Origin of the sequence: Pedococcus sp. KACC 23699, from assembly GCF_045348425.1 — a bacterium.
Lineage (GTDB): Bacteria > Actinomycetota > Actinomycetes > Actinomycetales > Dermatophilaceae > Pedococcus.
The window spans coordinates 1794516-1815520 of the sequence record NZ_CP157483.1 but is presented as its reverse complement, the minus strand read 5'-3'; the positions used below and the strand labels follow the sequence as shown (position 1 = coordinate 1815520).

The window sequence follows — 21005 nt, the reverse complement described above, 5'->3', positions numbered from 1 at the left end:
AGTGACCATGAGTAAGAACCAGAGCACGACCGGAAGCAACCTGTCGGGCCCCGCACAGTTGGGAGCGGCGGCGGCCGTCTTCATCGTGTGCTGCATCGTTCAGGCAGCCTGCGGATCCAGCATGTTCTCGACGAGCTACGCCGACCCGGGCAGCGTCGTCAAGGACCTGCTCCTGAACGTGACGTTCTGGCCAGGTTGGGCGATCACCGTCGGGCTGGCGCTCAGGGGTGTGCTCGAGATGGTCGCGGACAAATAGCCGCTCTCGACGCCGCTGACGACATGGGGTCAACGCGTGCGCGACGGTTCGGCACGACAACCCGGCGCCGCTGCGTCCCGCGGCCGGTGGAGCCAAGGTTGTGAAGGCACGGGACGCTGGGTCGCGCCGCACCGCGCTGGTGGTTGTCCTCAGTGCGGCTGTCGTCGTCGCCGTCGTCGGAGCGGTCCTGGCAGGTGTGCCAGCCCGGCTGCACCCGGCAACCGGACCCGGCCGCACTGGCGCCCCGACCTCGACCACGTCCACGCCGGCAGCTACATCGGACCAGCAGGGCGTCGCGCCCGTGTCCGTCGCCGCCGGTGGAAGTGTCACCTTGAGTGACGGGACCCGTGTCTTCGTGCCCGCCAACGCTGTCTCAAGCGACACGCAACTCACGGTCACCCGCGCCGATCACACCCAGACCCCGCCTGAGTCCCCAGCGGAGATGACCTCTCTCGGCTCGCCGGTCCACATCAGCCTGGGGTCTGGCGAGTTGACGGGCACCGCCACCATCGTCCTGCCGGCCCCGACACCGCAGGACTGGCCAGCCGGGCTTGCCTTCGATCCGTTCCCGGCTACGTACGACGAGCAGGACGGGTCATGGGTTGCCCAGGACGGCACCTACGACCCCAGCGCTGGCACGATCACCCTTTCGGTGACGCACTTCTCCTGGTGGAACCCGTTCAGCTGGAACTACCACGCCATCGAGGACTCCCTGCGCCAGGCAGGGGCGGACATGGCTGGTATCCCCAGCGGCATCGCCCCCACGTGCGCGAACTCACCAGGCGCCGACCAGGCCCAGCTGACCGGTACCGGCAGCAAGCTCGTCGACGCATGCCTGGACACCGACGGGTCGGACGTGGTCCTGCGGATGCGCGGCGTAAAAGACTACCCGCTGCTGGTGAGCTGGTCCGGGCAGGCGACGCTCCAGAAGCACACGGACTACGGCGTCGACCTGTCCAGCCTGTACCGGTGGTTCGCGGCCACTACCCACGCCATCGGCCAAGAGCAGGTCCTGCTGCCCTCGGGCGGCGACGTGCACCTACTGGTGGCTCCGGATGCGAACGCACCCGTGCTCGTGAACGTCGCGTACGACCCGCACCTCCAGCTGGCCGGCATCGTGGACGCGACCCTGCGTGTCGTTCAGGCGGTGCGCGGCGCGACCGGTGTCGAGACCACCCTCGAAGAAGTGGGCTCCACCGTGGAGGACACCGCATGCGCTCTTGCGCAGCTGCCAAAGCTGACCAAGGACCCGGTCGGCACGTCGGCCACAATGATCGCCGACTGCGCGGCGCAGGTGCTGCGCGACGCTTCCAAGGGGGCGACCAGCCGCCTGTTGCGAGTGGTGGGTGCTATCCCGAAGGTGCTCGCCTCCCTCGTCGGCGTGATCGTGTACGCGGCCAACACCGTCGCGTCGGAGGTCTTCACTGCCCGCGACCTGCTCGCCGGCACCACCAGCCAGGACTTCAACATCGCCGCCGCGGGCTCCCCTGGCGCGACAAGTCCCGGCGGGACTGGTGCCCAGTCGCCGTGGCCGACGCAGGGCAACGACGGCCCGCCGGCCCTGTGGGCGTGGTTCGGTGCGAACTTCACGTTTCCCGACTGGGTCAGCTGCGACACCGCGGTCACTTGGTGCATCGCTGGGGAAGGCGACCAGGTTCACATCATCAAGGTGCACGGGCTGGTCGACACTGCCAGCGTGCCACTCGCGGCACGAGACCCGGCAGTTGCACTGACGAAGGCGGGTCTGTCCAAGACGGTCGTGGCTCAGGTCCTGCGGGCGCACTGAACCCGAAGACGCGGCGGACTGCACGCGCAGCAACACCCACGCCATTTCGGCGTGGTCGGTTCGTGCGGTCCACAGATCTCGCCGTTCCGTCGCCGCAATGACGCGGCTCGAGCGGGACGACACCGCCGACGACGGTTAGCGCACCAACCGGGCAGTCGCTGGGCGCCAGTAGACCGTCATACACCCTCAAGGCAACAGGCGGGGCCCGCTTTCGAGGTCGTGAAGGCTTCCGATGGTCCCGGAGCACATCACGCCGTCGAGCCGTCGGGCAGCCCGCTCGGCGCGCGAAAATGTGTTCCCCTTCATGGTTCCTGCGACCCCCCACGGCTACCGACCGCCGCCCGCCCCGCCCGCCTAGTCGGGCACAAACTTGCTGCCGTTGAAGCGGAGCCGGACGGTGGTGATCGTCCCGCCAGCGCAGTCGGGCGAGCAGTCGTTGCTGTGGCTCACAACCCGATAGCGCCCGTCGGCGACGGGGCCCTCCAGCTCGGAGTAGTACAGGTCCTGCCCGTGAGGAGGCCCATACCCGCCAGCCAGGACGCGCATTCCGTCAGGCACCGGTTGAAGCACTGCGACGCCGTTGTAGCGGCCGGGGTTGTAGTTGATGAAAATGAGCCCGGAGTTGTCCCGGGCAGGTTTGGCCAGCGTCCAGTAGTCGTAAACGTCGCCGGCCACGTCCTCGCCCATGGTCCAGCGAACGCGCCCGGTGGAATCCACCACGACAGCGTTCGCTGGGTGTACGGGCTCCCGAGGCATCAGCGTGTATAGCGTCACCCGACCCCAGGTGGGGTGGTTGAAGGTCAGGGACGAGCTGACCTTGCACGGGGTTGAGCATAGGCCCAGCTTGGTTGGGTCGACCTTGACGGTCGCGGACTGCGCGGCCTGCTGCCGCAGGGCGTTCGCGGTGGCAGTCATGGCCGCAGCGTTGGTCGTGATGCCGGTGTGTGAGCAGTTGCCCGGGATGAGGTTGGCGGAGCTGAGCACGTCGAGCATCGCGAGCGACGCGTTGCCGTTGACGATGTCGCCGAGTGCGAGGTTGTCGCTCTGGAGCTGGAGGAACCCGCCGATGAGCGCACCGATGGGGGATACCGGGGTCATGTGCAGCGTTGAGGGCAGGTTCGTGAGCGCGTCGACAATGCCGTTGAAGTCTTGGGTGCACGGGACGCTGATCGGGTTCACGTGGGTGCCGAAGGGCACTCTTCCGGAGGGGGCAGAGTTGAAGTACCCCTGGGAGGAGTCTTGGGTCACGATGGTGTCGCCGCCGGTGGGCACGTCGTAGTCCAGGAAACCGAACACGGTGCGCCGGATCGTCAGGTTCCCGCCGATGGTCGCTACCGGGGTGGTGCCGGGCAGGTACGGCGCAACGGCACATCCGGCAGGCATGCCAGTGGGGCCCTGGTGGACGGCCAGACAGACGCGTGCCTTCGCGTCGCCTGCGGGAACGTCTTTGCCGTACCCGGCCATCCGCTCCTTCAGGCGTCCCCACCGCACAGCGTTGGCGTTGCCCCAGGGCGACCCTGCGTGTGGTGTGCCCAGAGTGACCAGACCGGCAACGTGGTCCCCAACGCCAGGTTTGGCGGACGCGAACCGAACGGCGAGGCCGCCCATGGAGTGCGCGACGAAGTACACGCGTCCGTCGCCGCCGGCGTCCGTGTGTGCCTTGGAGACCTTGGTGATGTAGTCGGCCAGGCACCCGGCTATCTGGGGTGCGTCGGCCCAGCGGGTCGCGGAGTCGTGGTAGTCGAACAGCAGGAACTGCCACCCTGGGGTCATCTTCGCCTCGAGCAGGGTCCGGGTGTCCGCCATCGGGCTGCCGGTCCACCCGTGGACGAGGATGACGGGGTGCGCGTCCTTGACCAGCCCGGTTGTTGGTGAACTCGCGGTTGAGCAGTTCTGCCCGTACGTGACCGCCCGCGCCGACGCGCGAACATCTGCGGATGCGGCGGGGCTGGTCGCCAGCGTGCTCAGCGCGGCGACCCATGCTAGGGCGAGCGCGACGAACCTGCCCGCTATCATGGCTTGTTCGCCAGGGTAGTCGTGCCCAGGACCCACCTGCCGCCGACGAGGACCAGGCGCACGTTCCATGTCTTCTTGGTTGCCCCGGACCCGAGCGTGGCGGTGGTGGTCACGACCCCGGCGGACACCGGTGTCACGTTGGGGGAGAACACCAGGGGTCCGGCCTTGGCGAGCTTGGCGGCCAGGGCGGCGTTGGCCGGTTCGGCGGCGGGTGCGCCGATGGCGGCGGCCACTCGGGCGGCGTCTCCGCTGGACAGGTCGGCCGCGAGAGTTTGGGCCTGCTCGGGGCTGGGGGTGGCCACGGCTGGCGCCGTAGTGGTGCTCGTCGAGGTGGCCGCAGGCGTTGACGTGGTGACGCGGGTCCCTGGCGCGGCAGCGCGGCTGGGCGAGCTGGAGCACCCGCTCAGGCCTGCCACGACCAGTGCCATGAGTGTCGCGCCGACCAGACCCGTGCGCCGCATCGTTCCCCCTGCCCCGTAGCCACCCCGGCTGGAAGGCAGAGTATGTCCCCGCCGGGTCGTTATCGGGGGCGTTTGCGTCATCTGTTCGCCAGTTGGTCACTGACTGGCAGGTGCCGGCGTCAGGGTGTCGCCGGGCCCTTGCTGGCTACCGAGTGGTCGGTGTTCGTGGACAGCGTTTCGTGGCCGGCGAACCACCCGACCGGCGGGGTGGCGGTGGCCCGGGTGTCGATGGCCTTGCAGTGCGGCCTCGATGGGTCGCCAGCGTCATCGGGTGGCTCGTAGTTCCGAACGTGGTCGTGTCACGATGCCGGATCGCGGGCACGTGTCCGCTCTAGCACTGAACGCGTGCCGGACTGGGTGCAGAACCCCACACGCGTCGCGACCTGACTCAAGACACACCCCACACCGCGCCGCGGCGCCTGCCCCCTCACGCCGCCCCGAACGGCCCCGGAGTCGACGGCGCGCGCCGCAACCTGCCTCGGGCGGCGTGTTCGTGACCACTCGGTGGGAACTACAGCAAATGGATGGGTGTGCGGCTCCCGCAGCGATGGCACGCTACGCCCTGTGAGCGGGGGAAACACGATCTTTCACCGCGACCGCACGCGCTTGGCCGCGGCCGGGGTCGCAGTCGCGCTGTCTGCATGCGCCGCCCTGTCGGCATGCACCAACGCACCACGAACCCCGCCCTCCAGCCCCGGCCGATCGACCCCCAACAGCACCGGCGCGGGCGCCGGAGAACCCTCCCCGTCGAGTGCCGCTGCCGTGAGCCATGGCCGGACGGAGGTGGTCCTCGTAGGCGACGGCAAGCACCGGGTCACCATCACTGACGTGCCCCTGACCGGGACCGCCAAGTCCGAAGCTGCCGCTGTCGGGACGCGGCTGCCCCTGGCCGTCGGGCAACCCAGCGACATCACCAGCGACGGCCCCATCGGCCCTGCCGGCGTCACCATCACCCGTCGATACATCACCGCGCTACCTGCGGACGCTGCAGCCACCCTTGCGTACTTCGATGAAGCCGCCCAGACGTGGATCGCTGTGCCCTCCACGGTGGCTCGGGACCGCAGAAGTGTGTCCGCGACCGTGCACCACCTGTCTCGGTGGAACGACTTCGTCTCCGCCGCCAGTGCCACCGCCGCCGCCACCATCGAGGGGGCCGCCGACTGGACGTACTTCCATTTCGGGCAGGTGTTCGACGTCCGAGCCGACACCCCCACCTGCGCCACGCCTCGACCTGGCTGGGTCAAGGATGCGACCTTCATTGCCCCGGACCGCAACAACCCGATCCTGTTCTGCGTCGGCAAGGACCCCAAGGACGCTGGCACCGTCGTCGTCAAGGCGCGCGTCAACCGCGGCTTCGGGTTCGACTGGACGACGCCGAGCCAGACCACGTGGACGTGGAACAGCGGCGTGGACCAGTCTGCCCGCCAAGACATCCTGAACGCGCTCAGCGGCCTCGACGAGGTGTTCGCCACCTCTGGGCGTGCGTTCGCATCCGGAACCCGGTTCGTTAACGCCGGCGAGGAGATCGACGTCGGCTTCAGCGAGTCCCAGGCACGGGCGGCCGGAACCGACCCAATCCTCCAGTTCACCCCGCAGGACGCGTTCGGGTTCCTGGTCGGACTCGTGGGCAACCTGACCGGCGCCGACCTGATGAGCAAGGCGGACGGTCCTGTCGTCGCCGCGGTCACGCTGGCCCAGTGCGCGGTGGACGTGCGCAGCGCCACAACCGGAGCGCGCGCCCTCAAGGCCGCCATCAGTTGCGAGGCGCTGCTCGACGACCACGTCGTGGTCAAGCAGGTGGCCAGCTATCTGCTCAAGCGAGGAATCGTGAAGCCGGGCGATCTCGCCCCCAAGCTCGTCGGTCGCGCCACAATCGCCTTGGCCCTGGCCGGTCCCGTGTTCAACTCGCTGAACTACAGCTTCGAACGCACGGGGTCCAAGTACGCGCGCAACGTCACCCTCGTGCCCACTACCCCCGTCGCTTCGACATGGAACTACCAACAGTTGCGCCTGCCAGCCGGCGTCTGCCAGCCCGACGCACCCGCCGTGACCCTGCGGAACGGGGTGGCGAAGAATCATTCCGCCGGGTCGATCGATGTCTTTGGCGGCGACGGCACGTTCTACGTGTCGTTGGACGAGTCGGCAGCTCGCTCAGTGGCTGACACCGACGGCGACGGTGTGACGGACCTGGCCATCGGGTTGAGCTGCGGCGGGTACGGCGGCGGGAACATGCGCTTCCCGCACACCGTCGTCCTGACCGGACCAGCGAACCGACCGGGTCTGCTGGTCGACACCCAGATCATCGACGCGACCCCACGGCGCAGCAAGGCGCTCACGCTCACCCGCGGCCACCTCCACTCCGTGGACATGGTGCGGACACCCTCAAACCCGGACTGCTGCTTCAGCGGCGCCGGAACCCGAGATTGGGAATGGACAACGAAACCGTTCCGCATCGTGTCCTTCTCCTCGACTCCCTGACCCGGCCCGCGGGTCAGGGTCCGCTGGCCTTGGCCATTACCCGAGCTCGAGGAGCAGCTTGCGTTGTGGTGAAGGGTCACCGTGATCCGGCGCCAACACCGCTCTGCGTGGACGTGCGAGCATGGAGATCAGCAGTTCGCACTACCCGCACCGCATGTGACGGTTCCCTGGGCTCGAGAGCATCACTAGGACGACGGTGCGAGGTCGTCAGCGGAGTAGGCAAGACCTCATGGGCCCGACCACACCGGGGTACGTCCCTTCGGCATCCGGCGCCTCAGGTCGTCACTGAACCCGCCCAGGGAACCTGGCAGCATGCGCGCCTTCGCTGGGGCCTCAAACTCGGCGGCGGCCGGGCTCGATTGCGACGTCGTGGCGCAGTTTCACCCCGCGACCCCCTCAAAGGCATCCTCCGTGTCTGTCATCGGCCAGGACGTTCGCGGCATGAGCTCCACCCCGGCAGCCGCTCAGTGCCTTGCGTCACGCTGCCAATGCAGGTCGAGGTTGGCGTTGTACAGCCACTGCTGATGCGTGTCCGCTGCCTCCCTCTCGCGGGAGCCAGTGCGCGTCCGTGACCGGTGTTCCGCGATGCCGGCGCGCGGGGGCCTCACGCGTGGCCAAGGCAGCATCTTGCTCAAATGCACCGCCCTGCATCGACAACTTCACCAGCACCGCAAGCCATATCAAGGCCAGCAGGCAGGCGATCATGACCAGGCATCTGGTCAGGGAGGTTCGGGATTCAGCAGGTGCCGGACTCGACCCGGCGGGTGGCGAACGTGGCGTCCGGGGTCAGGCCGCTTCCCTGGAGGTGGAGGGTGTCGGTGTTCTGGGGCGGGAACGACCAGCAGCTGGTGGCGTCGCCGTAGGTGTAGTCGCCGCCGTCGGTGTCGGTGTCGATCACGCCGGGGTTGATGCTCAGGGTGCGCCCAGTGAGGTTGTGGACGGTGATCGTCATGGTGGCGTTGCCGTCGGCTGGGTTAGGGGTGACGCGGAACCCGGTGATCTTGAAGGCCTTGGGCACTTCGCTCTGGGTGTCATCCCAGCCGCTGACCGTGTACGTCTTGGGCAGCGGAGGCGGTGGGGGCGTGTACGTGTCCACGGACGGTTCGGGCGCCGGCGCCGGCGCAGGCGCGGGCGCAGGCGCCTGCGGGCCAGGCTTGGCGGAGCTGTCGTGTGCCGTGCCGGCGGCGGCCTTGCCGTCGCACTTGGGGTAGGCGCGCTTGACGATGTCGATCAGCTCGGAGGCGTTGAGCATGGGGGTCGAGACGACGAACCGGTCGCAGCGGGCGACCGCTCCCGACGTGCTCCGGTAGAGCAGCACTTGAGAGGCGGTGACTGCCTGGTCGGGTGAGTCGGTCTCCAGGGTGCTCAGCGCCTTGCCTGCGGTATTGGTGTCGAAGAACAAGATCGACTGCTGGCCGACGATGTGGGCGACCGGGAGCCCGGACGCGGGGAAGATGGGGGTGGGCGCTCCGGGGTCGGGCAGGGAGAGCTGGCCGACGTCGATGAGGTGCCGCCCGAAGCTTTCGGCGTCGGTGGGTAGCCCGTCGCTGGTCGTGCCGTCGTTGCTGGCGCAGCCGGTCAGGGGGGCGAGGGCGGTTGCGGTCAGCAGCAGGGGCAGCAGGGTGCGGGTCGGCGGGCGGTGCAGCGGGCGGGGCATGGGCGTCCTTGGGGTTCGTGGGCGGATGGAACCTACCGCCACGTCGAGGGTCTTGGGTCGTGCTCGGTCTGGTGTCGGGCACGGCAACCCGAAAGTGCTATGCGCGCGGGCTGGCTGCGTTGACCCTGTGGGTGTGGCTCATCATGCGGTGTGGGTCAGCGCGGGCATACGACCCCTGGGCCCTGCGCGGTGTTCGGTCTGGGAGGGTCCTGAGGGCGACCTCGTTCGTTGCCCGCAAGTGCTGGGGCGGCACGACGGGCGCACGCCATCGACCGATGAAGAACTGACAGCCTGAGCGCACGAACTGCGTCAGGTCCTGGCCCTTGCCGGGTTCCGGTGAACTCCGAGCAGGAGTATGTGTGGCGCGGACACGGGGTGATCGACGTTCGGGCGCACACCCCGACCGACGGCTGAGGAGGTGGCGTGGAGTTGGTGTGGATGGCGGGCACCGGGCTGCGTCACCTGTGCGCGTGGGAGCTGGGCGCCGTCCATGACGGTGATGACGGGACGGGGGGGTTGCGATGGAGTTCGCCGGCTGGGTCTCGCGCGTGGTCGAGGGTGCGTTGCGGTCGCTGTTGCCCAGTCTCGGATACGTCGTGGAGTTAGCCGACGAGGGCAGCCCGGGCACGGTCGTGGTGTCCGACGGTGATGGTCGGGGCGCACAGGTCGCATCTCTGACTTGATCTGCCCCCGGGACCGCCACTGTCTCAGCGGTATCCGAGCGGGCCAGGTTTATGTGTGGCCGCGTCAGGCAGCCTCGGAAGACAGCGTAGGCGGCGCGTGCGCTTGGGCTGCGGGTGGCAGAGTCCTGTCCATGGTGGTGGTCGGCGCCCCCCTCGGAGGGTTTCCGTCTCATCTGGGCCGAACTGGCGATGGACCGGGCACTGGTGGGATGGACTGTCGGCAGCCGCCAGTATCGAGGTCACGATCACCTGGTTTCGGGCGCCGTGACAGCCAACTTCTCTGAGGGGCTCAGCTGGAGGCCCATCACGAGTTCGCAAGCGAAGGATCCGTGATCCACCTCTCCGCCCGCGGCGTCGACACACGGCCGGACGGACATCGTGCCTTGCGTCAACCTGCGCTCAGTTCCAGTTTGGCCGGAGGCGCCCGCGATCAGTCGGGCGATCGAGCGCCCCATGCCGGTCTGACCCACCGTGGGTACGCCCCTGCTACGGCTCGAGAACCTCCGCTTCGACGATCTCAGACACCTCGATGACATCACCCGCGCCGAAGCCATCTTCCTCGCCGGCCACCGGCGAGGTGCTCGGCGACAGCCCGTACCGCTCCCGAAGGAACCTTTCCCGGTAGATGAAGTTCGCGTCCGAGGTGACATCGCCCAGCAGACGCGCGTTCATCCCAGCACCCAAGACCGTACCGATCACCGGAACCGCCTGACCGAGCTTGCGCTGAGTGACGCGATAGCCGAGCCGGGCAAACACCTGCTCCACGATCCGAGTCGTCCCGTGTCGCCGCAACTGCTCCCAGGTCGCCCGCCTGGCCAGAAGTTGCACGAGTTTGTTCAACTCCATGTAAGCCGACGCCTTCCCCGCCTGAGCAGCCGTTCCCACGCTCAACACAGCCAAGGCGAAGACCTGCTCCTCCGGTCTCTTCAAGTCGTAGCCGTAGTACGCCGCCGTATGCGCCACCGCCCTGTTCGCAGCAACAATCACCGCCGCCGCATCAGCCGCCATGACCCCTACGATCGTGCCGATACCGGGCGCAGCACCCACCCCCGCCCCGAACACCGACCCACCCGCAGCGACGATCTCGCCGCCCGAAACCGCAAAGCCGGCCGCTGCGCCCTCAACCGTGGCTGCAGCCGTGTACGACAAACCCAAATGCGGCTTCACCCTGTCGATGTCGACCAGATCGAGCAGGCCAATGTCCTCGATGCTGTCCACCGCGAAGCCACGCTTGCGGTACCCCTCGACGACGGCCGACTGGCGGACGCTCGCCCGCGCCGCCGTCGCACTCAGGTCCAGGAGACCGCCCAGCGCCTTCGTGAACACGTGCTCGAACTCCGACGCCCCTGGCAACGACCCCAGCCGGCCCTTCGCAACCCGAGCGGTCCCCGCGATTCGGTCGCGCACACGAACCGGGACCACACGACTCGCCTTCGACGTCAGACGGCTTTGCCGCCACTGTTCGACCTCCGACCATGCCCTCTGGTCGTACGGCACCATCTCGTTCGTCATCGAGCCCCCGCTTCACCCCTTGCCCAAGCCGCGATCACCGCGGGCCAAGGCTCCCCGGTCCCGGACGGAACCGAAACCGCAGGCTACGCGACGACTTCGCATCAGGCCGCCGAAACGTGGTTCATCGCCTCGGCCGCCCGCAAGGCGCCAGTCAGCGGGGTCCGGCGTCGTCGACCAGATATTTGCGAAACGTCAACGAGATCCGCTCGCCCACGGGGCGACCCACCTTTGAGATGCTGTGCACGAACTCCTTCTGAGTCGCGCCGCCCATCACGAACAAGTCGCCATGCGCCAACTCGAAGGCCCTCCTCGGACCACCTTCGCGAGGACGCAGCAGAAGCACACGACTTTCGCCCAGGCTCACACTGACAACGACCGGGTGGTGACCCAGCGCCGGCTCCGAATCACTGTGCCAGCCAATGCTGTCCTGCCCATCGCGGTACCTGTTCGCGATCAGCCCGTTCGGCCGCCAGCCGGCCACCACACCCTCAACGCGATCTCGCACATATCCAGCGGCGGGTGCCCAGGGCGTCACCGGGTTCGACCTCCGGTACCGACTCGCCGGATCCATCGACACACCACACACCGCGGTTAGGCGCGGTTGCGCGAGGGACTTGCCGAACATGTTGAGGTACTCCTGCCGCCATTCGAGCTCGATGGCCAACGCCTCGATCGCCGAGTCGGCATCAGGCAACCACCCCTGGCAATGGACGACCCAGCTGCTCTCACTCAGGTGCGTTCTCGTGACTGCGGCCGGATCCATGGGTTCTCCTCGATGCGGTGGGGGTGGGTGCCACCGAGATGGTCCAGCCATCACCGGTCGCCGCAATCGGCACTCCCTCCGGGGCCGCATCCTGGAGTCCGGTCCCCACGCCTGCCCTGGGCTTGGCGTCCCGGCCCCTAAGGGGCGCGCAGGAGAGGGCGGTGGCGCCGCGCACGTGACCACCCCTTCCCCGTGGGTCGGAGACGACTATTTCAGGTCGCTCATGACGTATGGCGGGACGTTGATGCACCCGGCGGCCTTGCCGAGCTTGACCAGTCCGGCCCGGTCGCCGGTGGCGTACCCGTTCGGGGTGCGCGGGCCGATCACGGGGTACATGACCTGCAGGGGGCTGGAGACGTGGTTCAGGCCGATGACGTGGCCGAGCTCGTGCAGGATCATGTTGCCCTGCGTCGCGCCGGCGCCGAAGCCGCGGCGCATCTGGGCGAACATCTGCGGGCTGTCCAGGACGAGTTAGCCGCGTGTAGTGGCGGCGGCGTAGGTGACCTTGCTGTTGGCGCTGGTGCCCCACCAGTAGGTCGAGTGACCGCCGTAGCCGGCAGTCAGCCCGGCCAAGGGGAAGTCGGTCTTGGACGGGGTCGTCCACGCGATGATGATCTCGGCAGACTGCTTGGCCGGGTCTCTGTCGCCGCGCGGGACCTCGGTCGTCGCGCCCTTGTATGTGAACTTCAGGCCGTTGACGGCGGTGATCTTGGCCATCGCCTGCTCGGTGGTGCTCAGGGCGTAGGATCGGTACTTGCTCGGCACGGCGGCGAGGTTCACCTTGTACGTGATGTTCTGGCACGGGTTCCAGCGCTGGCTGACGTTCTTGCCGTTGGGCAGTTTGGTGTAGAAGAACGTGTACGTGGGCGTGGAGGCGGTGGCGTTGGCGGGCGCGGTCAGGACGGTGCCTGTCGCGATCGTGGCCGTGGCCAGGATCGCTGCGGCCACCTTGCGGGTCAGGGAGAGCATCGTTCCCTCTGGAGGGTTCAGTGGCGGGCCATCCGCCGGTGGATCGGGTCAGGGTGCACGGTGCGCTGCTTGGGGCCGACTGGGCGCACCCTGAGCAGACCCCGACCTCAAAGTGGGTGCCGAGCCGGGTCAGGTCGCTCGTGCAACTACGGGTTCAGGGAGCGCTTGGGCAGTCCGAGGAGGTCCCGCGCCCGGGCCGCTGCTGCTCCTTCGGCGTACGTGTTCGAGTTCGTCTCGTCGTTGCGTTGGTTCCACTCGTCGAAGCTGCTGACCTGGGACATCAGGTGGTACTGGTCAGCGTCCACGACCGATGCCTTGGCGAGCTCCTCGATGACGGGGGCAACCGCTCGCGGCCACCCCTTGTAGGCTCGGAAGGCGTTGCCTTCCTGCGTCATGGCAGCGCTGACCGCGGCCACCTGCTCCTTCAGCGAGGCCAGGGACGCCCCGGCGTCGATGAGGTTGTTCAGTTTGCCGATGGCCTTGTTTCCCGGGCCGACGATGGCCACGTACTTGGCTCCGGCGGCCTTGTAGTCCTCGACGAAGAGGGTGGCCTCCTTGCTGGCGGCCTCGCTCGCGGCGTTGGTCTGCGCGGCCGCGCCCCGGATGTGCCAGGTGCCACCGGTCAGGCCGGACAGCTTCGCTGTCGCGGTCCCGCCCTTGGCTGCGGTGGTGGGCAGCGGCATCCATGTCGTGCCGTCGCTCGACTTCTCGAGGGTGACGGCGCCACCGGCCGGGGCGACGGTCGCGGTGACTGTGGCGGCAGTCGTCGTGCGGATGGCAGGAGCCGACAGCTTGAGCGTCAGGGTGGCCGGGGTCCGGACCGTGACCGCGGCCGCCGTCGACTGCGCTTCCTGGTCGCGGCCGAGCTCGATCGCGGTCGCCTGTACCCACGCCTTCCCGGCCTGGGCCGGGGTCCACGTCGTCTGGAACCGGCCCGACGCATCCGTGGTGGCCGTCCCGGCCGGGGCATACGGGCCGCCGATGGTGGTGGCCACTGCGAGCTCGACGACACGGTGCGCGACGGCCGGGCTGATGGTCCCGGTCACCGTGACGGGCTTGCCCGGCACAGCGGTGGAGGTGTCTGCGACCAGCTTGACGGTCGAGTCGTGCGGCGACATGAAGGCGAACCAGCCGCCGGCGCCGAGCGCCACGAAAGCCGCAGCCGACGCCGCCAGGGCTACCGGCTTCCTCGAGCGGGCCGTGGGCGGCGGCGCCTGGTCCCCGGTGGCGGGTGCGAGTTGGTTCAAGGTCATGGTGTCTGTCCCCCGTGTCATGCGGCAGTGTGCTCGGGGGAACGTAGACCGGTCCGCCATCGGCCGTGGTTGTTTTGCCGGATTTCGAACCGTTCGACGGGACCCTGCGCCTACGCTCGTCGTCATACCCAGCACGGGACCGGCCAGTTCGTCATGCCCCCGCACCTGACCAGACCCGCTTCCACCGGTAAACACCCCGACCGTCGCCTCAGCCGTTAGGCCCCCTTTGCCCCATTCCCGAGCGGGGCGGCCTAGTGCTCGGCGATCTTGGAGACCATGCGTACTCGCCCGCTCGTACTTCTGGTCGCCGCAGCGTCGTGCGCCGCCGCCTTGTCGGGTTGCTCGGCGTCGGCGCCGACCTCGCAGGCCCACACTGCGACCCCCGTCGCGGTCCGTCCCGTCGACGACAGCTCGACATCGGCTCCAAGTTCGTCTACCGACGACACCGAACTGCCAGCCGTGGCGTGCCAGCAGGCGGCAGCCGTCGCCAAGGAGGACGCCAAGCAGCTGCAAGAAGGTGTCACCGGCGGCGGCTACGGCTTTGGCGCGGCCGACGGGATGCTGCTTCCGTACGCCGGGAACAGCATCCTGGCCAGCTCGGCAAATCTGCCCGAGCAGGCCACCGAGCTTGGCCAGGCCCTTGCGAGCGTCCAGGACGGGTTTGCCGGCCCCGAGCAGTCCCAGAAGATCTTGGACGGCCTGGAGTGGATGGCGCAGAACTGCAGTTCCTGACCCTCTCGATGATTCTCGGCCACCCAGCGTCTGTCTTGGCGAGGACTGCCGAGAACGGCCCCGCGCGGTGCTGGGTTGCCACGAGCACCCCCAGCCAGCGACCGGGTGGCATCTTTACACGGCGCGCGCTTCGCGCGGTAGGGCGGTGATGGAGCGGATGCGGGAGCTGACCCTCCACTGCTCGACGAACGCGTGCGACAGATCGTCGAAGAACACCAGACTCCGCTGGCCGACCTGTGGCCACATCTGCACCCGCGTGAACTGCACCGGGACGCCGTCGTAGGCCATCGACGACGACGTCGGCCCGGGCAGTCGCGTGTACGTGCCTGCGTCGAGGTCCCATACGTGCTCGGTCTCCTTCGTGCGCACCAGCCAGCGTCCGCCCACTCGTGGGGACAGGTCCAGGCGGTACACGGTCGCGTTCGCGTTCGGTCCTGTGAGGACCGGCAGCAATCGCACTTGCAGGTGACCGAACCAGTCCGGGTCGCCCTCCACCCAGCTCACCCGGGCTGGCATCTCCGTTCCAGGCGGGTCGCCCATGTCCCGCTCCACGACAAGAGTGCCGACCATCAGGCGGTCCTTCATGTACGCGTTCTCGGGGTCTGAGGTCCATGCCGCGTACCCGCACGGGTGCAATGGGAGGGAGTCGTCGGTCACCACCACGGGCAGCCGCCGCACGTGCACCAGTTCACCGACCGGGCTGCCGACACGATCGACAACTTCTACCCACACGCGCTTTGCCGCACCGGCTGCCGCGCGCACGAGCGCGCCGGGGACGAGCAAGTCCGGAGTCGGCGCCTCGTCGACGAACGCCCACGGCAGGCCAGTCTCGTCCTCGCCACCCAGTTCGGTCAGCACCTCCACGCCCGGCCCAGCTAGGACAGCGACCCGGGCAATGTCGCCATCCATGTCCGCTACCGCAGCGGGCACGTCGGGCCCGTCATCCTCACCGGCGAGCATCACGCGGTCCCCGAGCTCCAGGTCGACCGCACCCCCACCGGGATCGCGGGAGGCGACGACGTAGCCGACCGGTTCGTAGTAGTTCCACTCCACGACCAGACGCCGTTTCGGGTCAACAGGGTGTCCTTCGCTCATGGGCGCACTGTGTCGCAAGCACCGGACAGTCATACCGATCTGCATGCGTCCCAGGGACGTTCGAACCGAGGATCAGAGAGCTGTCCGGCCTCACTGGCACGGTGCACCACCACGCCACACCGGCGTTGACCTCGACGGAAGAGCAAGCCGTGACTGCACCTGAACCCATCAGCGGTGACCTGTCAGGGTTAGGCACGCCCTCCACGGCCGCCGAACGAGCGCTGCTCCTCGACCGCCTCTGGGCGGCGTTGCCGTCACACCTGACCGCCGCCCTGCCCCCGCACACCATCGACTTCACCCCCGCACGCGACGGGCACGGCTTGGAAGCCACCGCACACCAGTGGGGGCCGCTGCGCGTCAGTCTGTACCTGAGCCGTGGCGGGACCATCTCGATCGAGGACGGCACCAACACTCTCACCGGGCAGCCCCTGACCGTCAAGACGCTGTTGGACATCGCCGACGTCGTGCAGGACGCTCTGAGCGGCGACCCGGATTACGGGACCCTCATCCAGGCCATGCAGGCGGTCGGGTACCAGACCTTCGACCGACCGGCTCAGGACGACGCCGAGCGGGTCACCCGCGCGTTGGCCGACTTGGTGGGCCCCGTCGCCTTCCGAGCAGACCCGCACAACGAGACCGACCACGGCGACGGCTGGGCGTTGGTGGACCGCCGGGACTTCGACCCGACCCAGGTGTACCCGGGGGCTGTGGTCCACGCCGACCTGGGTGGTGTCGTCGTCGCCGTGAGCATCCTCAGCACTGCGCTGCACGAACGGGCAGACGGGCAGCCAGCCGTCTTGGTCACGCACCGTCCTTGGACTGGTGGGTCCGCCTCGCCAGTCTGGCCGCTGAAGTGACGTCGGGGTCAGGGTCAGGGGCGGCCGTGGGACCCCAGGCGACCATGGGCGAAGTCAGTTGACGTAAGCGCTCGCTGCCGTCCGCGCCGGAGCCGGCGCCCCCGCCCGTGCCGTCGCCAGCCGCATCGAAGGCGCCCAGGACCGGATCCCGCGAGCGCTCGAACGGGTCGGCAACAGCGGCAACGCTGTCGACTCGGCCATGTCCGCGGCCGACAAGCAGGCGCTGACGCTGACCCAGGCCAAGTCCGACCTGGTCGACACCGACATCGCCAAGGCCACCATGGACATGCAGCTGTCATCCCTGTCGTACCAGGCCGCACTCGCCGCGGTGTCCAAGTCGAACCTGCCGTCGCTGGCCGACTACCTGCGCTGACGCGCCGGCGCCGCCGTGCGCGGCCTCATCCCCGCCGCACCCCCGTCTCACCCGGCATCACCCTGGGCTCACTCTGGGCTCACCCTGGGCTCACCCCGATGACGGGGTCTGGTTCTGCTGCTCGCGGAACGCCTCACGCTCGCCGATGAACGCCGGACAGTACTCCTGGATTGCCTCGGTGACCACGGCCCTGGTCACCGCGGTGGAGTCCGTTCCTCCCCCGGCGATGAACGCATCCATGTACAAGCTGGCCACGGACTTCTGGTGCCCGGTCAGCTGGGTGCACGCGACGTGGCCGGCGGCCCGCATCGCCGGCCAGTCGTCCTCGACGACGGCCAGGCCCTGCCCGTCGAGGATCTGCGTCACGCCGTCGCGGAAGTTCTCCTCCGCGTACTGGGCCTGCGCCTCCTGCGCGCTGGGCGCGGACACCCTGTCCGCGATAGCCCAGACCAGCAGCGGCACGAGGACCACGGCCGCGAAGCTGAACACGACCTTGTCGGCAGTGCGCAGCCGCGTGAACCACCCCATCCTCCCGCGTGGGGCAGCTGCGACCTCGGCGGCCGGTGCCGGCTCGGCCGGTGGGGCGGCGTGTGGGGCCGAAGCGCGCTGCTCGACGTCGCTGTCATTGCTCATGGGGACGGCCTCTTCTTTCGCAGGATCCAGCAGGGAGAGACCTCGAGGGCGCGAGAGCACCTCCGCAGCGGTCGGCCAGAACGTAGCCGACAACAACACCGACGTCCGCAATGTCCCAAACAGGTGAGCAGAACGGCCCGGTCGGCAGGGCCGGACGGCTGATTCGTCCACACCGCCCAAGGACCCCATCAGGAGCCCCGGCCCCTGTGGGGAGCCCTCGTCCAGGACAGTCGGTACACGTCCACCCATCTCGACAGCGGACAAGCACGCACCCAAAACGGCGGCCCACAACGGACCAGTCCCACTCGGCAGGGACGCCTCAGGTCCCCTCGACGTGTCTCGAGCCAACACGGGTGGCCCCTTGCTGGCCAGAAGGCGCACAGAGCTGATTGCCGGCTGAGCGGCGCGCCGGACGGTGCCTTCGCATGGATGACACGAGGCACTACCTACAGGCTGCGCAAGCGCAGCAGGCCGACAAGTTCGGCGCTCACTGGGCCACGTTCTGGCTTTGGTGCGTCACCAAGGGGAGGGCTCCGCTGCCCGCGTCCACGCGCGACATGCACACCTGGCTGGAGTCCCTGATGTCTGGTGAAGACAACCTCGAGACGCTGCATGCGGCCGTCCTGGAGATCACCGCCGCGCACGAGGCCGTCAACCTGCGGCCACCGGTCTGGCGTTCCGCCCGGGGGCACGAGTGACCCGGCGGCGCAGCTTCGAGGACATGCTCGCCAGTGCTCGAAAGCTGTCGACCGAGGGCGGTTCGGCGGTCAACACGACCAAGCGCTGGGAAGGGGCCATGTCTCGCTACGTCAGGTGGTGCGAGGCCCAGGAGCCTGGGGTCGCGCCGCTCCCCACCCCACCCGAAATGCTCGTGTTGTACGCGACCCAGCGCCTGATGGGGACGTGGACGCCAACGAACGGCACCGCACTGCTGGGTCGCTCCTTGGAGATGGAGATGCAGGGCATCCTGCGCGCGCACACCTCAGCCGGCTTCCCCACCCCGGACAGCGAGGGATTGCGCGCAGTGATCGCCGGCGCGAAGGCAGACGACCCTGAACTGAAGAAGCAGGCTGCCTTCACCAGCAACGAACTGCGTCGCGCGCTCAACACGATGCCGCCGGCCACGCAGCGCGGCCACGCCCTGCGGCTGGCGATCTCAGCGCTCATCGTCGAGTCGGGTTCGGTGCACGAGATCCTGCGGGATTTCTGCGACCTGAGCGTCGAACAAGCCCAACGCTACGTGCCCGTCCTGCGAACCGTCTGGCAACCGCACACCACGACACACGAAGGTGGCACCGCCGTTCTGCCGCTCGATGAGGCCCTGTTGCGAGTCGAGTCGATTGCGCCAGACCAAGCCGTCTACCCGCGGTACCTGCATGGCCAACTCACCACGAGCGCCAACATGGCCCGCGCTCTGGAAGCGTGTTTGGCAACGACTCTGCGTCGGGCGGGAGTGACTACCTCCTTGGACCAGCTCGCGCACCTCAATCCGCGCGAGCTCGACCGGCTCCTGACCTGGGCGGACCTTCGACAGACGACATTCCTACGGGACCGAGCCGTTTCGTTGACGTGCATCGGCGCCGGCTTCCGTGGCTCCGAACCCGGCTCCCTGCGGTGGGACCTGATCGACACCGAGGACGCCGACGTCATCGCTGGCCGGCTGCACCGGACGAAGACGGGGTGCGGGCAACCTTGGGCCCTCCGTGCCTCCACGACGACGGAACTGTGCCCGCTGCGCGCGTTGAGGCGATGGCGAGCGCTCTGTGAGCCGCTCAGCCCGTGGGTCTTTCCCTGCATCGGTGCCAGAGGTGGCCGCACGCCTCGCGGCCTGACCTGCAGTGGCATGCGCACGGTCGTGGAACGCCTTTGCCGGGGTTCACTCGAGCAGCGAGGCACCCATGCACTGCGCCGCACGACCGCCGCGATGCTGGATGACCTCGAAGTCGACGTGACGAGAATCGCCAAGAAGCTGCGGCACCGCAGTTTGGACAGCACCGTGGGCTACCTACCCCACGACAACGATGGCTCGGCAGCAGCGAGCGTGACCCTGTGAGCGCAGCTCTCCCAAGCCCCAACGGCCTCTCCGATGACGAACGAGTGTTCCTTGAGAGGCTTCGGGCCCAAGGCCCCGCAGTCGCCAGCGTCGCTACCCGGAGAAAGAACTTTGCGCAGTTTGAACGCTGGTGCGCACGCCAACTCGACCCTGCCGGTGCAGGCAAAACAGCCTTGCCTGCATCTGCGGAGACTGTCGCTGTGTTCCTGTACGACCACGCGGTGGAGCAGGCGCGATGGACGTCGCTGGCGACCGTGAAGGGGCATGTCTATGCCATTCGTTGGCACCACCGACAGGCGAACCTTCCAGACCCCACGGCCGACCCATTGGTCAAAGGCCTCATGGCGCACCTGCGAGCGCGGATGGGCACAGCACCGCAGAACCAGCGCACACCCGCTCGCCCGGACCACGCGCTGAAGGCGATGACATCGACAGGAGCTCAGAGCAAACGCCGACGCAGTGGCACAGCCCTGCTGATGTCGCGCACCCGAGCTGCCCTGCACCTGTCCGCAGCCCTGCACGTGACACCGGGACGTGTCCGCTACCTAAGCCAGGACAACGTTCAACTGACCAGTGATGCGATTCAGCTTCCGGTCTTCGGCACCCGGGAGGGCCTCGTACCGGAACAGACCTTGCGACTAGGGATGGAGAGCCACGCGGACCTCATCAGGGCCGTCAAGCAGTGGATGGAGGTCGCGGCCACCGTCGCGCCAGACCAGCCGTTCAACCAACCCACCGCCGCGCAGGATAGCCACGCGGTCCACAGAGCGGTGTATCACGCCGTCCGCACCTGCGCAGGCCAGGCGGGTATCGCCACGGATGCGCATCAGCGACCGTGGACGTGGACACGCAAAGAGTTCGATCGAGCCCTGGAGTGCGTCGACCCGGCCTGGCGCGAGCACCGTCGGACCGGCGCCTACCTTCTGATCGGACTGGGGTTGGCACTGCGTGACGCAAGCTTGCGGTCCATCACCCGCGAAGGCGTCGCCTGGACCGGGGCGTACTACCGGGTCGAGGTGCCGCACTACAAGTTCGGCAACGGGGAGCGGGTGCGGTCCGTCCACCACACCGCTGGCCACCCTCCGACCTGCCCTTCCTGTGCGCTCGACAGATGGCTCGAGGTCCGCGGCGACCGTCCGGGCCCGTTGTTCACCGCTTTCGACCGGCACTCAGCCACGGACCGACTGGTCACCCAGAAGACCGCCCGGAGAGCGCTCGTGGACCTCCTCGATAACGCCGGAGTGCAGGGACGCTGGGGGACTCACTCGCTGCGGCGCGGGTTCATATCGGCTGCAGTCGACGCAGGGATGCCTCCGGAGTGGATTCAGGGCGTCACCTCCCACAAGAGCATCGACGAGATCCTGCGCTACTTCGACGAGGCCGACCTACGATCGCTGCCGAGCCCACTGGACGCGGCCTGACGGCGTC

General features: G+C 68.3%; 19 protein-coding genes. 9 read left to right on the top strand and 10 right to left on the bottom strand.

The genetic code is table 11. The annotated features are described in order from the left end of the window. Window positions 1–7: 7 nt before the first annotated feature. Together ABEG17_RS08430 and ABEG17_RS08425 are read left to right on the top strand one after the other, a co-directional pair. Complete coding sequence (locus ABEG17_RS08430; RefSeq protein WP_406832830.1) at window positions 8–256, top strand: hypothetical protein; 249 nt, start codon at window positions 8–10, stop codon at window positions 254–256. A gap of 442 nt (window positions 257–698) precedes the next feature. Continuing rightward, window positions 699–2042 (top strand): hypothetical protein, encoded by a 1344-nt coding sequence (locus ABEG17_RS08425; protein ID WP_406832829.1) that lies wholly within the window; start codon window positions 699–701, stop codon window positions 2040–2042. Window positions 2043–2396: 354 nt separating this feature from the next. Here the strand turns inward: ABEG17_RS08425 and ABEG17_RS08420 are convergent, their stop codons facing one another. Then, on the bottom strand, window positions 2397–4058 hold the full coding sequence (locus ABEG17_RS08420; protein WP_406832828.1) for an esterase/lipase family protein: 1662 nt from the start codon (window positions 4056–4058) through the stop codon (window positions 2397–2399). Then, entirely contained in the window at window positions 4055–4360 is a 306-nt protein-coding gene (locus ABEG17_RS08415; protein ID WP_406832827.1) for a hypothetical protein, read from the bottom strand. The genes ABEG17_RS08420 and ABEG17_RS08415 overlap by 4 nt, the downstream gene beginning before the upstream one ends. Before the next feature lie 987 nt (window positions 4361–5347). On the opposite strand from ABEG17_RS08415, the gene ABEG17_RS08410 reads away from it, so the two are divergent. Further along, window positions 5348–6997, top strand: a complete 1650-nt coding sequence (locus tag ABEG17_RS08410; protein WP_406832826.1) for a hypothetical protein — start codon at window positions 5348–5350, stop codon at window positions 6995–6997. Between the two features lie 736 nt (window positions 6998–7733). Here ABEG17_RS08410 and ABEG17_RS08405 read toward each other — a convergent pair. The 6 genes from ABEG17_RS08405 to ABEG17_RS08380 form a co-directional block, all read right to left on the bottom strand. Beyond that, window positions 7734–8654: a hypothetical protein gene (locus ABEG17_RS08405; RefSeq protein ID WP_406832825.1), complete on the bottom strand. Its 921-nt coding sequence runs from the start codon at window positions 8652–8654 to the stop codon at window positions 7734–7736. 1169 nt (window positions 8655–9823) lie between these two features. Continuing rightward, window positions 9824–10849 (bottom strand): EcsC family protein, encoded by a 1026-nt coding sequence (locus tag ABEG17_RS08400; protein WP_406832824.1) that lies wholly within the window; start codon window positions 10847–10849, stop codon window positions 9824–9826. 151 nt (window positions 10850–11000) lie between these two features. Continuing rightward, a complete protein-coding gene (locus ABEG17_RS08395; RefSeq protein ID WP_406832823.1) occupies window positions 11001–11612 on the bottom strand; it encodes an alpha-ketoglutarate-dependent dioxygenase AlkB family protein in 612 nt (203 codons plus the stop codon). A gap of 207 nt (window positions 11613–11819) precedes the next feature. Continuing rightward, window positions 11820–12062, bottom strand: coding sequence for a matrixin family metalloprotease (locus ABEG17_RS08390; protein WP_406832822.1), 243 nt, complete (start codon window positions 12060–12062; stop codon window positions 11820–11822). A 21-nt stretch (window positions 12063–12083) separates the two neighbouring features. Continuing rightward, window positions 12084–12581 (bottom strand): hypothetical protein, encoded by a 498-nt coding sequence (locus ABEG17_RS08385; RefSeq protein ID WP_406832821.1) that lies wholly within the window; start codon window positions 12579–12581, stop codon window positions 12084–12086. Between the two features lie 146 nt (window positions 12582–12727). Next, window positions 12728–13834, bottom strand: coding sequence for a hypothetical protein (locus ABEG17_RS08380; protein WP_406832820.1), 1107 nt, complete (start codon window positions 13832–13834; stop codon window positions 12728–12730). A gap of 459 nt (window positions 13835–14293) precedes the next feature. Here ABEG17_RS08380 and ABEG17_RS08375 point away from each other — a divergent pair, with 459 nt between their 5' ends. Continuing rightward, window positions 14294–14566, top strand: a complete 273-nt coding sequence (locus tag ABEG17_RS08375) for a hypothetical protein (protein ID WP_406832819.1) — start codon at window positions 14294–14296, stop codon at window positions 14564–14566. 114 nt (window positions 14567–14680) lie between these two features. On the opposite strand, the gene ABEG17_RS08370 is transcribed toward ABEG17_RS08375, so the two are convergent. Beyond that, entirely contained in the window at window positions 14681–15661 is a 981-nt protein-coding gene (locus ABEG17_RS08370) for a hypothetical protein (RefSeq protein WP_406832818.1), read from the bottom strand. A 149-nt stretch (window positions 15662–15810) separates the two neighbouring features. On the opposite strand from ABEG17_RS08370, the gene ABEG17_RS08365 reads away from it, so the two are divergent. Both ABEG17_RS08365 and ABEG17_RS08360 read left to right on the top strand, forming a co-directional pair. Next, window positions 15811–16518 carry a hypothetical protein gene (locus tag ABEG17_RS08365; RefSeq protein ID WP_406832817.1) on the top strand — a complete coding sequence of 236 codons (708 nt, stop codon included), beginning with the start codon at window positions 15811–15813 and terminating at the stop codon, window positions 16516–16518. A 124-nt stretch (window positions 16519–16642) separates the two neighbouring features. Next, a complete protein-coding gene (locus ABEG17_RS08360) occupies window positions 16643–16891 on the top strand; it encodes a flagellin (protein ID WP_406833163.1) in 249 nt (82 codons plus the stop codon). A gap of 90 nt (window positions 16892–16981) precedes the next feature. On the opposite strand, the gene ABEG17_RS08355 is transcribed toward ABEG17_RS08360, so the two are convergent. After that, on the bottom strand, window positions 16982–17524 hold the full coding sequence (locus tag ABEG17_RS08355; RefSeq protein ID WP_406832816.1) for a hypothetical protein: 543 nt from the start codon (window positions 17522–17524) through the stop codon (window positions 16982–16984). A 425-nt stretch (window positions 17525–17949) separates the two neighbouring features. On the opposite strand from ABEG17_RS08355, the gene ABEG17_RS08350 reads away from it, so the two are divergent. The 3 genes from ABEG17_RS08350 to ABEG17_RS08340 all read left to right on the top strand — a co-directional run bounded on the left by ABEG17_RS08350 (window position 17950) and on the right by ABEG17_RS08340 (window position 20998). Beyond that, window positions 17950–18222: a hypothetical protein gene (locus ABEG17_RS08350; protein WP_406832815.1), complete on the top strand. Its 273-nt coding sequence runs from the start codon at window positions 17950–17952 to the stop codon at window positions 18220–18222. 23 nt (window positions 18223–18245) lie between these two features. Beyond that, window positions 18246–19577: a tyrosine-type recombinase/integrase gene (locus ABEG17_RS08345; RefSeq protein WP_406832814.1), complete on the top strand. Its 1332-nt coding sequence runs from the start codon at window positions 18246–18248 to the stop codon at window positions 19575–19577. A gap of 200 nt (window positions 19578–19777) precedes the next feature. Continuing rightward, entirely contained in the window at window positions 19778–20998 is a 1221-nt protein-coding gene (locus ABEG17_RS08340; RefSeq protein WP_406832813.1) for a tyrosine-type recombinase/integrase, read from the top strand. Window positions 20999–21005: the final 7 nt, after the last annotated feature.

Bases quoted from the DNA above. Each gene is read 5' to 3' on its own strand.
- ABEG17_RS08430 (WP_406832830.1), top strand. From the start codon at position 8: ATGAGTAAGAACCAGAGCACGACCGGAAGCAACCTGTCGGGCCCCGCA.
- ABEG17_RS08425 (WP_406832829.1), top strand. From the start codon at position 699: ATGACCTCTCTCGGCTCGCCGGTCCACATCAGCCTGGGGTCTGGCGAG.
- ABEG17_RS08420 (WP_406832828.1), bottom strand. From the start codon at position 4,058: ATGATAGCGGGCAGGTTCGTCGCGCTCGCCCTAGCATGGGTCGCCGCG.
- ABEG17_RS08405 (WP_406832825.1), bottom strand. From the start codon at position 8,654: ATGCCCCGCCCGCTGCACCGCCCGCCGACCCGCACCCTGCTGCCCCTG.
- ABEG17_RS08400 (WP_406832824.1), bottom strand. From the start codon at position 10,849: ATGACGAACGAGATGGTGCCGTACGACCAGAGGGCATGGTCGGAGGTC.
- ABEG17_RS08395 (WP_406832823.1), bottom strand. From the start codon at position 11,612: ATGGATCCGGCCGCAGTCACGAGAACGCACCTGAGTGAGAGCAGCTGG.
- ABEG17_RS08390 (WP_406832822.1), bottom strand. From the start codon at position 12,062: ATGTTCGCCCAGATGCGCCGCGGCTTCGGCGCCGGCGCGACGCAGGGC.
- ABEG17_RS08385 (WP_406832821.1), bottom strand. From the start codon at position 12,581: ATGCTCTCCCTGACCCGCAAGGTGGCCGCAGCGATCCTGGCCACGGCC.
- ABEG17_RS08380 (WP_406832820.1), bottom strand. From the start codon at position 13,834: ATGACCTTGAACCAACTCGCACCCGCCACCGGGGACCAGGCGCCGCCG.
- ABEG17_RS08370 (WP_406832818.1), bottom strand. From the start codon at position 15,661: ATGAGCGAAGGACACCCTGTTGACCCGAAACGGCGTCTGGTCGTGGAG.
- ABEG17_RS08355 (WP_406832816.1), bottom strand. From the start codon at position 17,524: ATGAGCAATGACAGCGACGTCGAGCAGCGCGCTTCGGCCCCACACGCC.
- ABEG17_RS08350 (WP_406832815.1), top strand. From the start codon at position 17,950: ATGGATGACACGAGGCACTACCTACAGGCTGCGCAAGCGCAGCAGGCC.
- ABEG17_RS08345 (WP_406832814.1), top strand. From the start codon at position 18,246: ATGCTCGCCAGTGCTCGAAAGCTGTCGACCGAGGGCGGTTCGGCGGTC.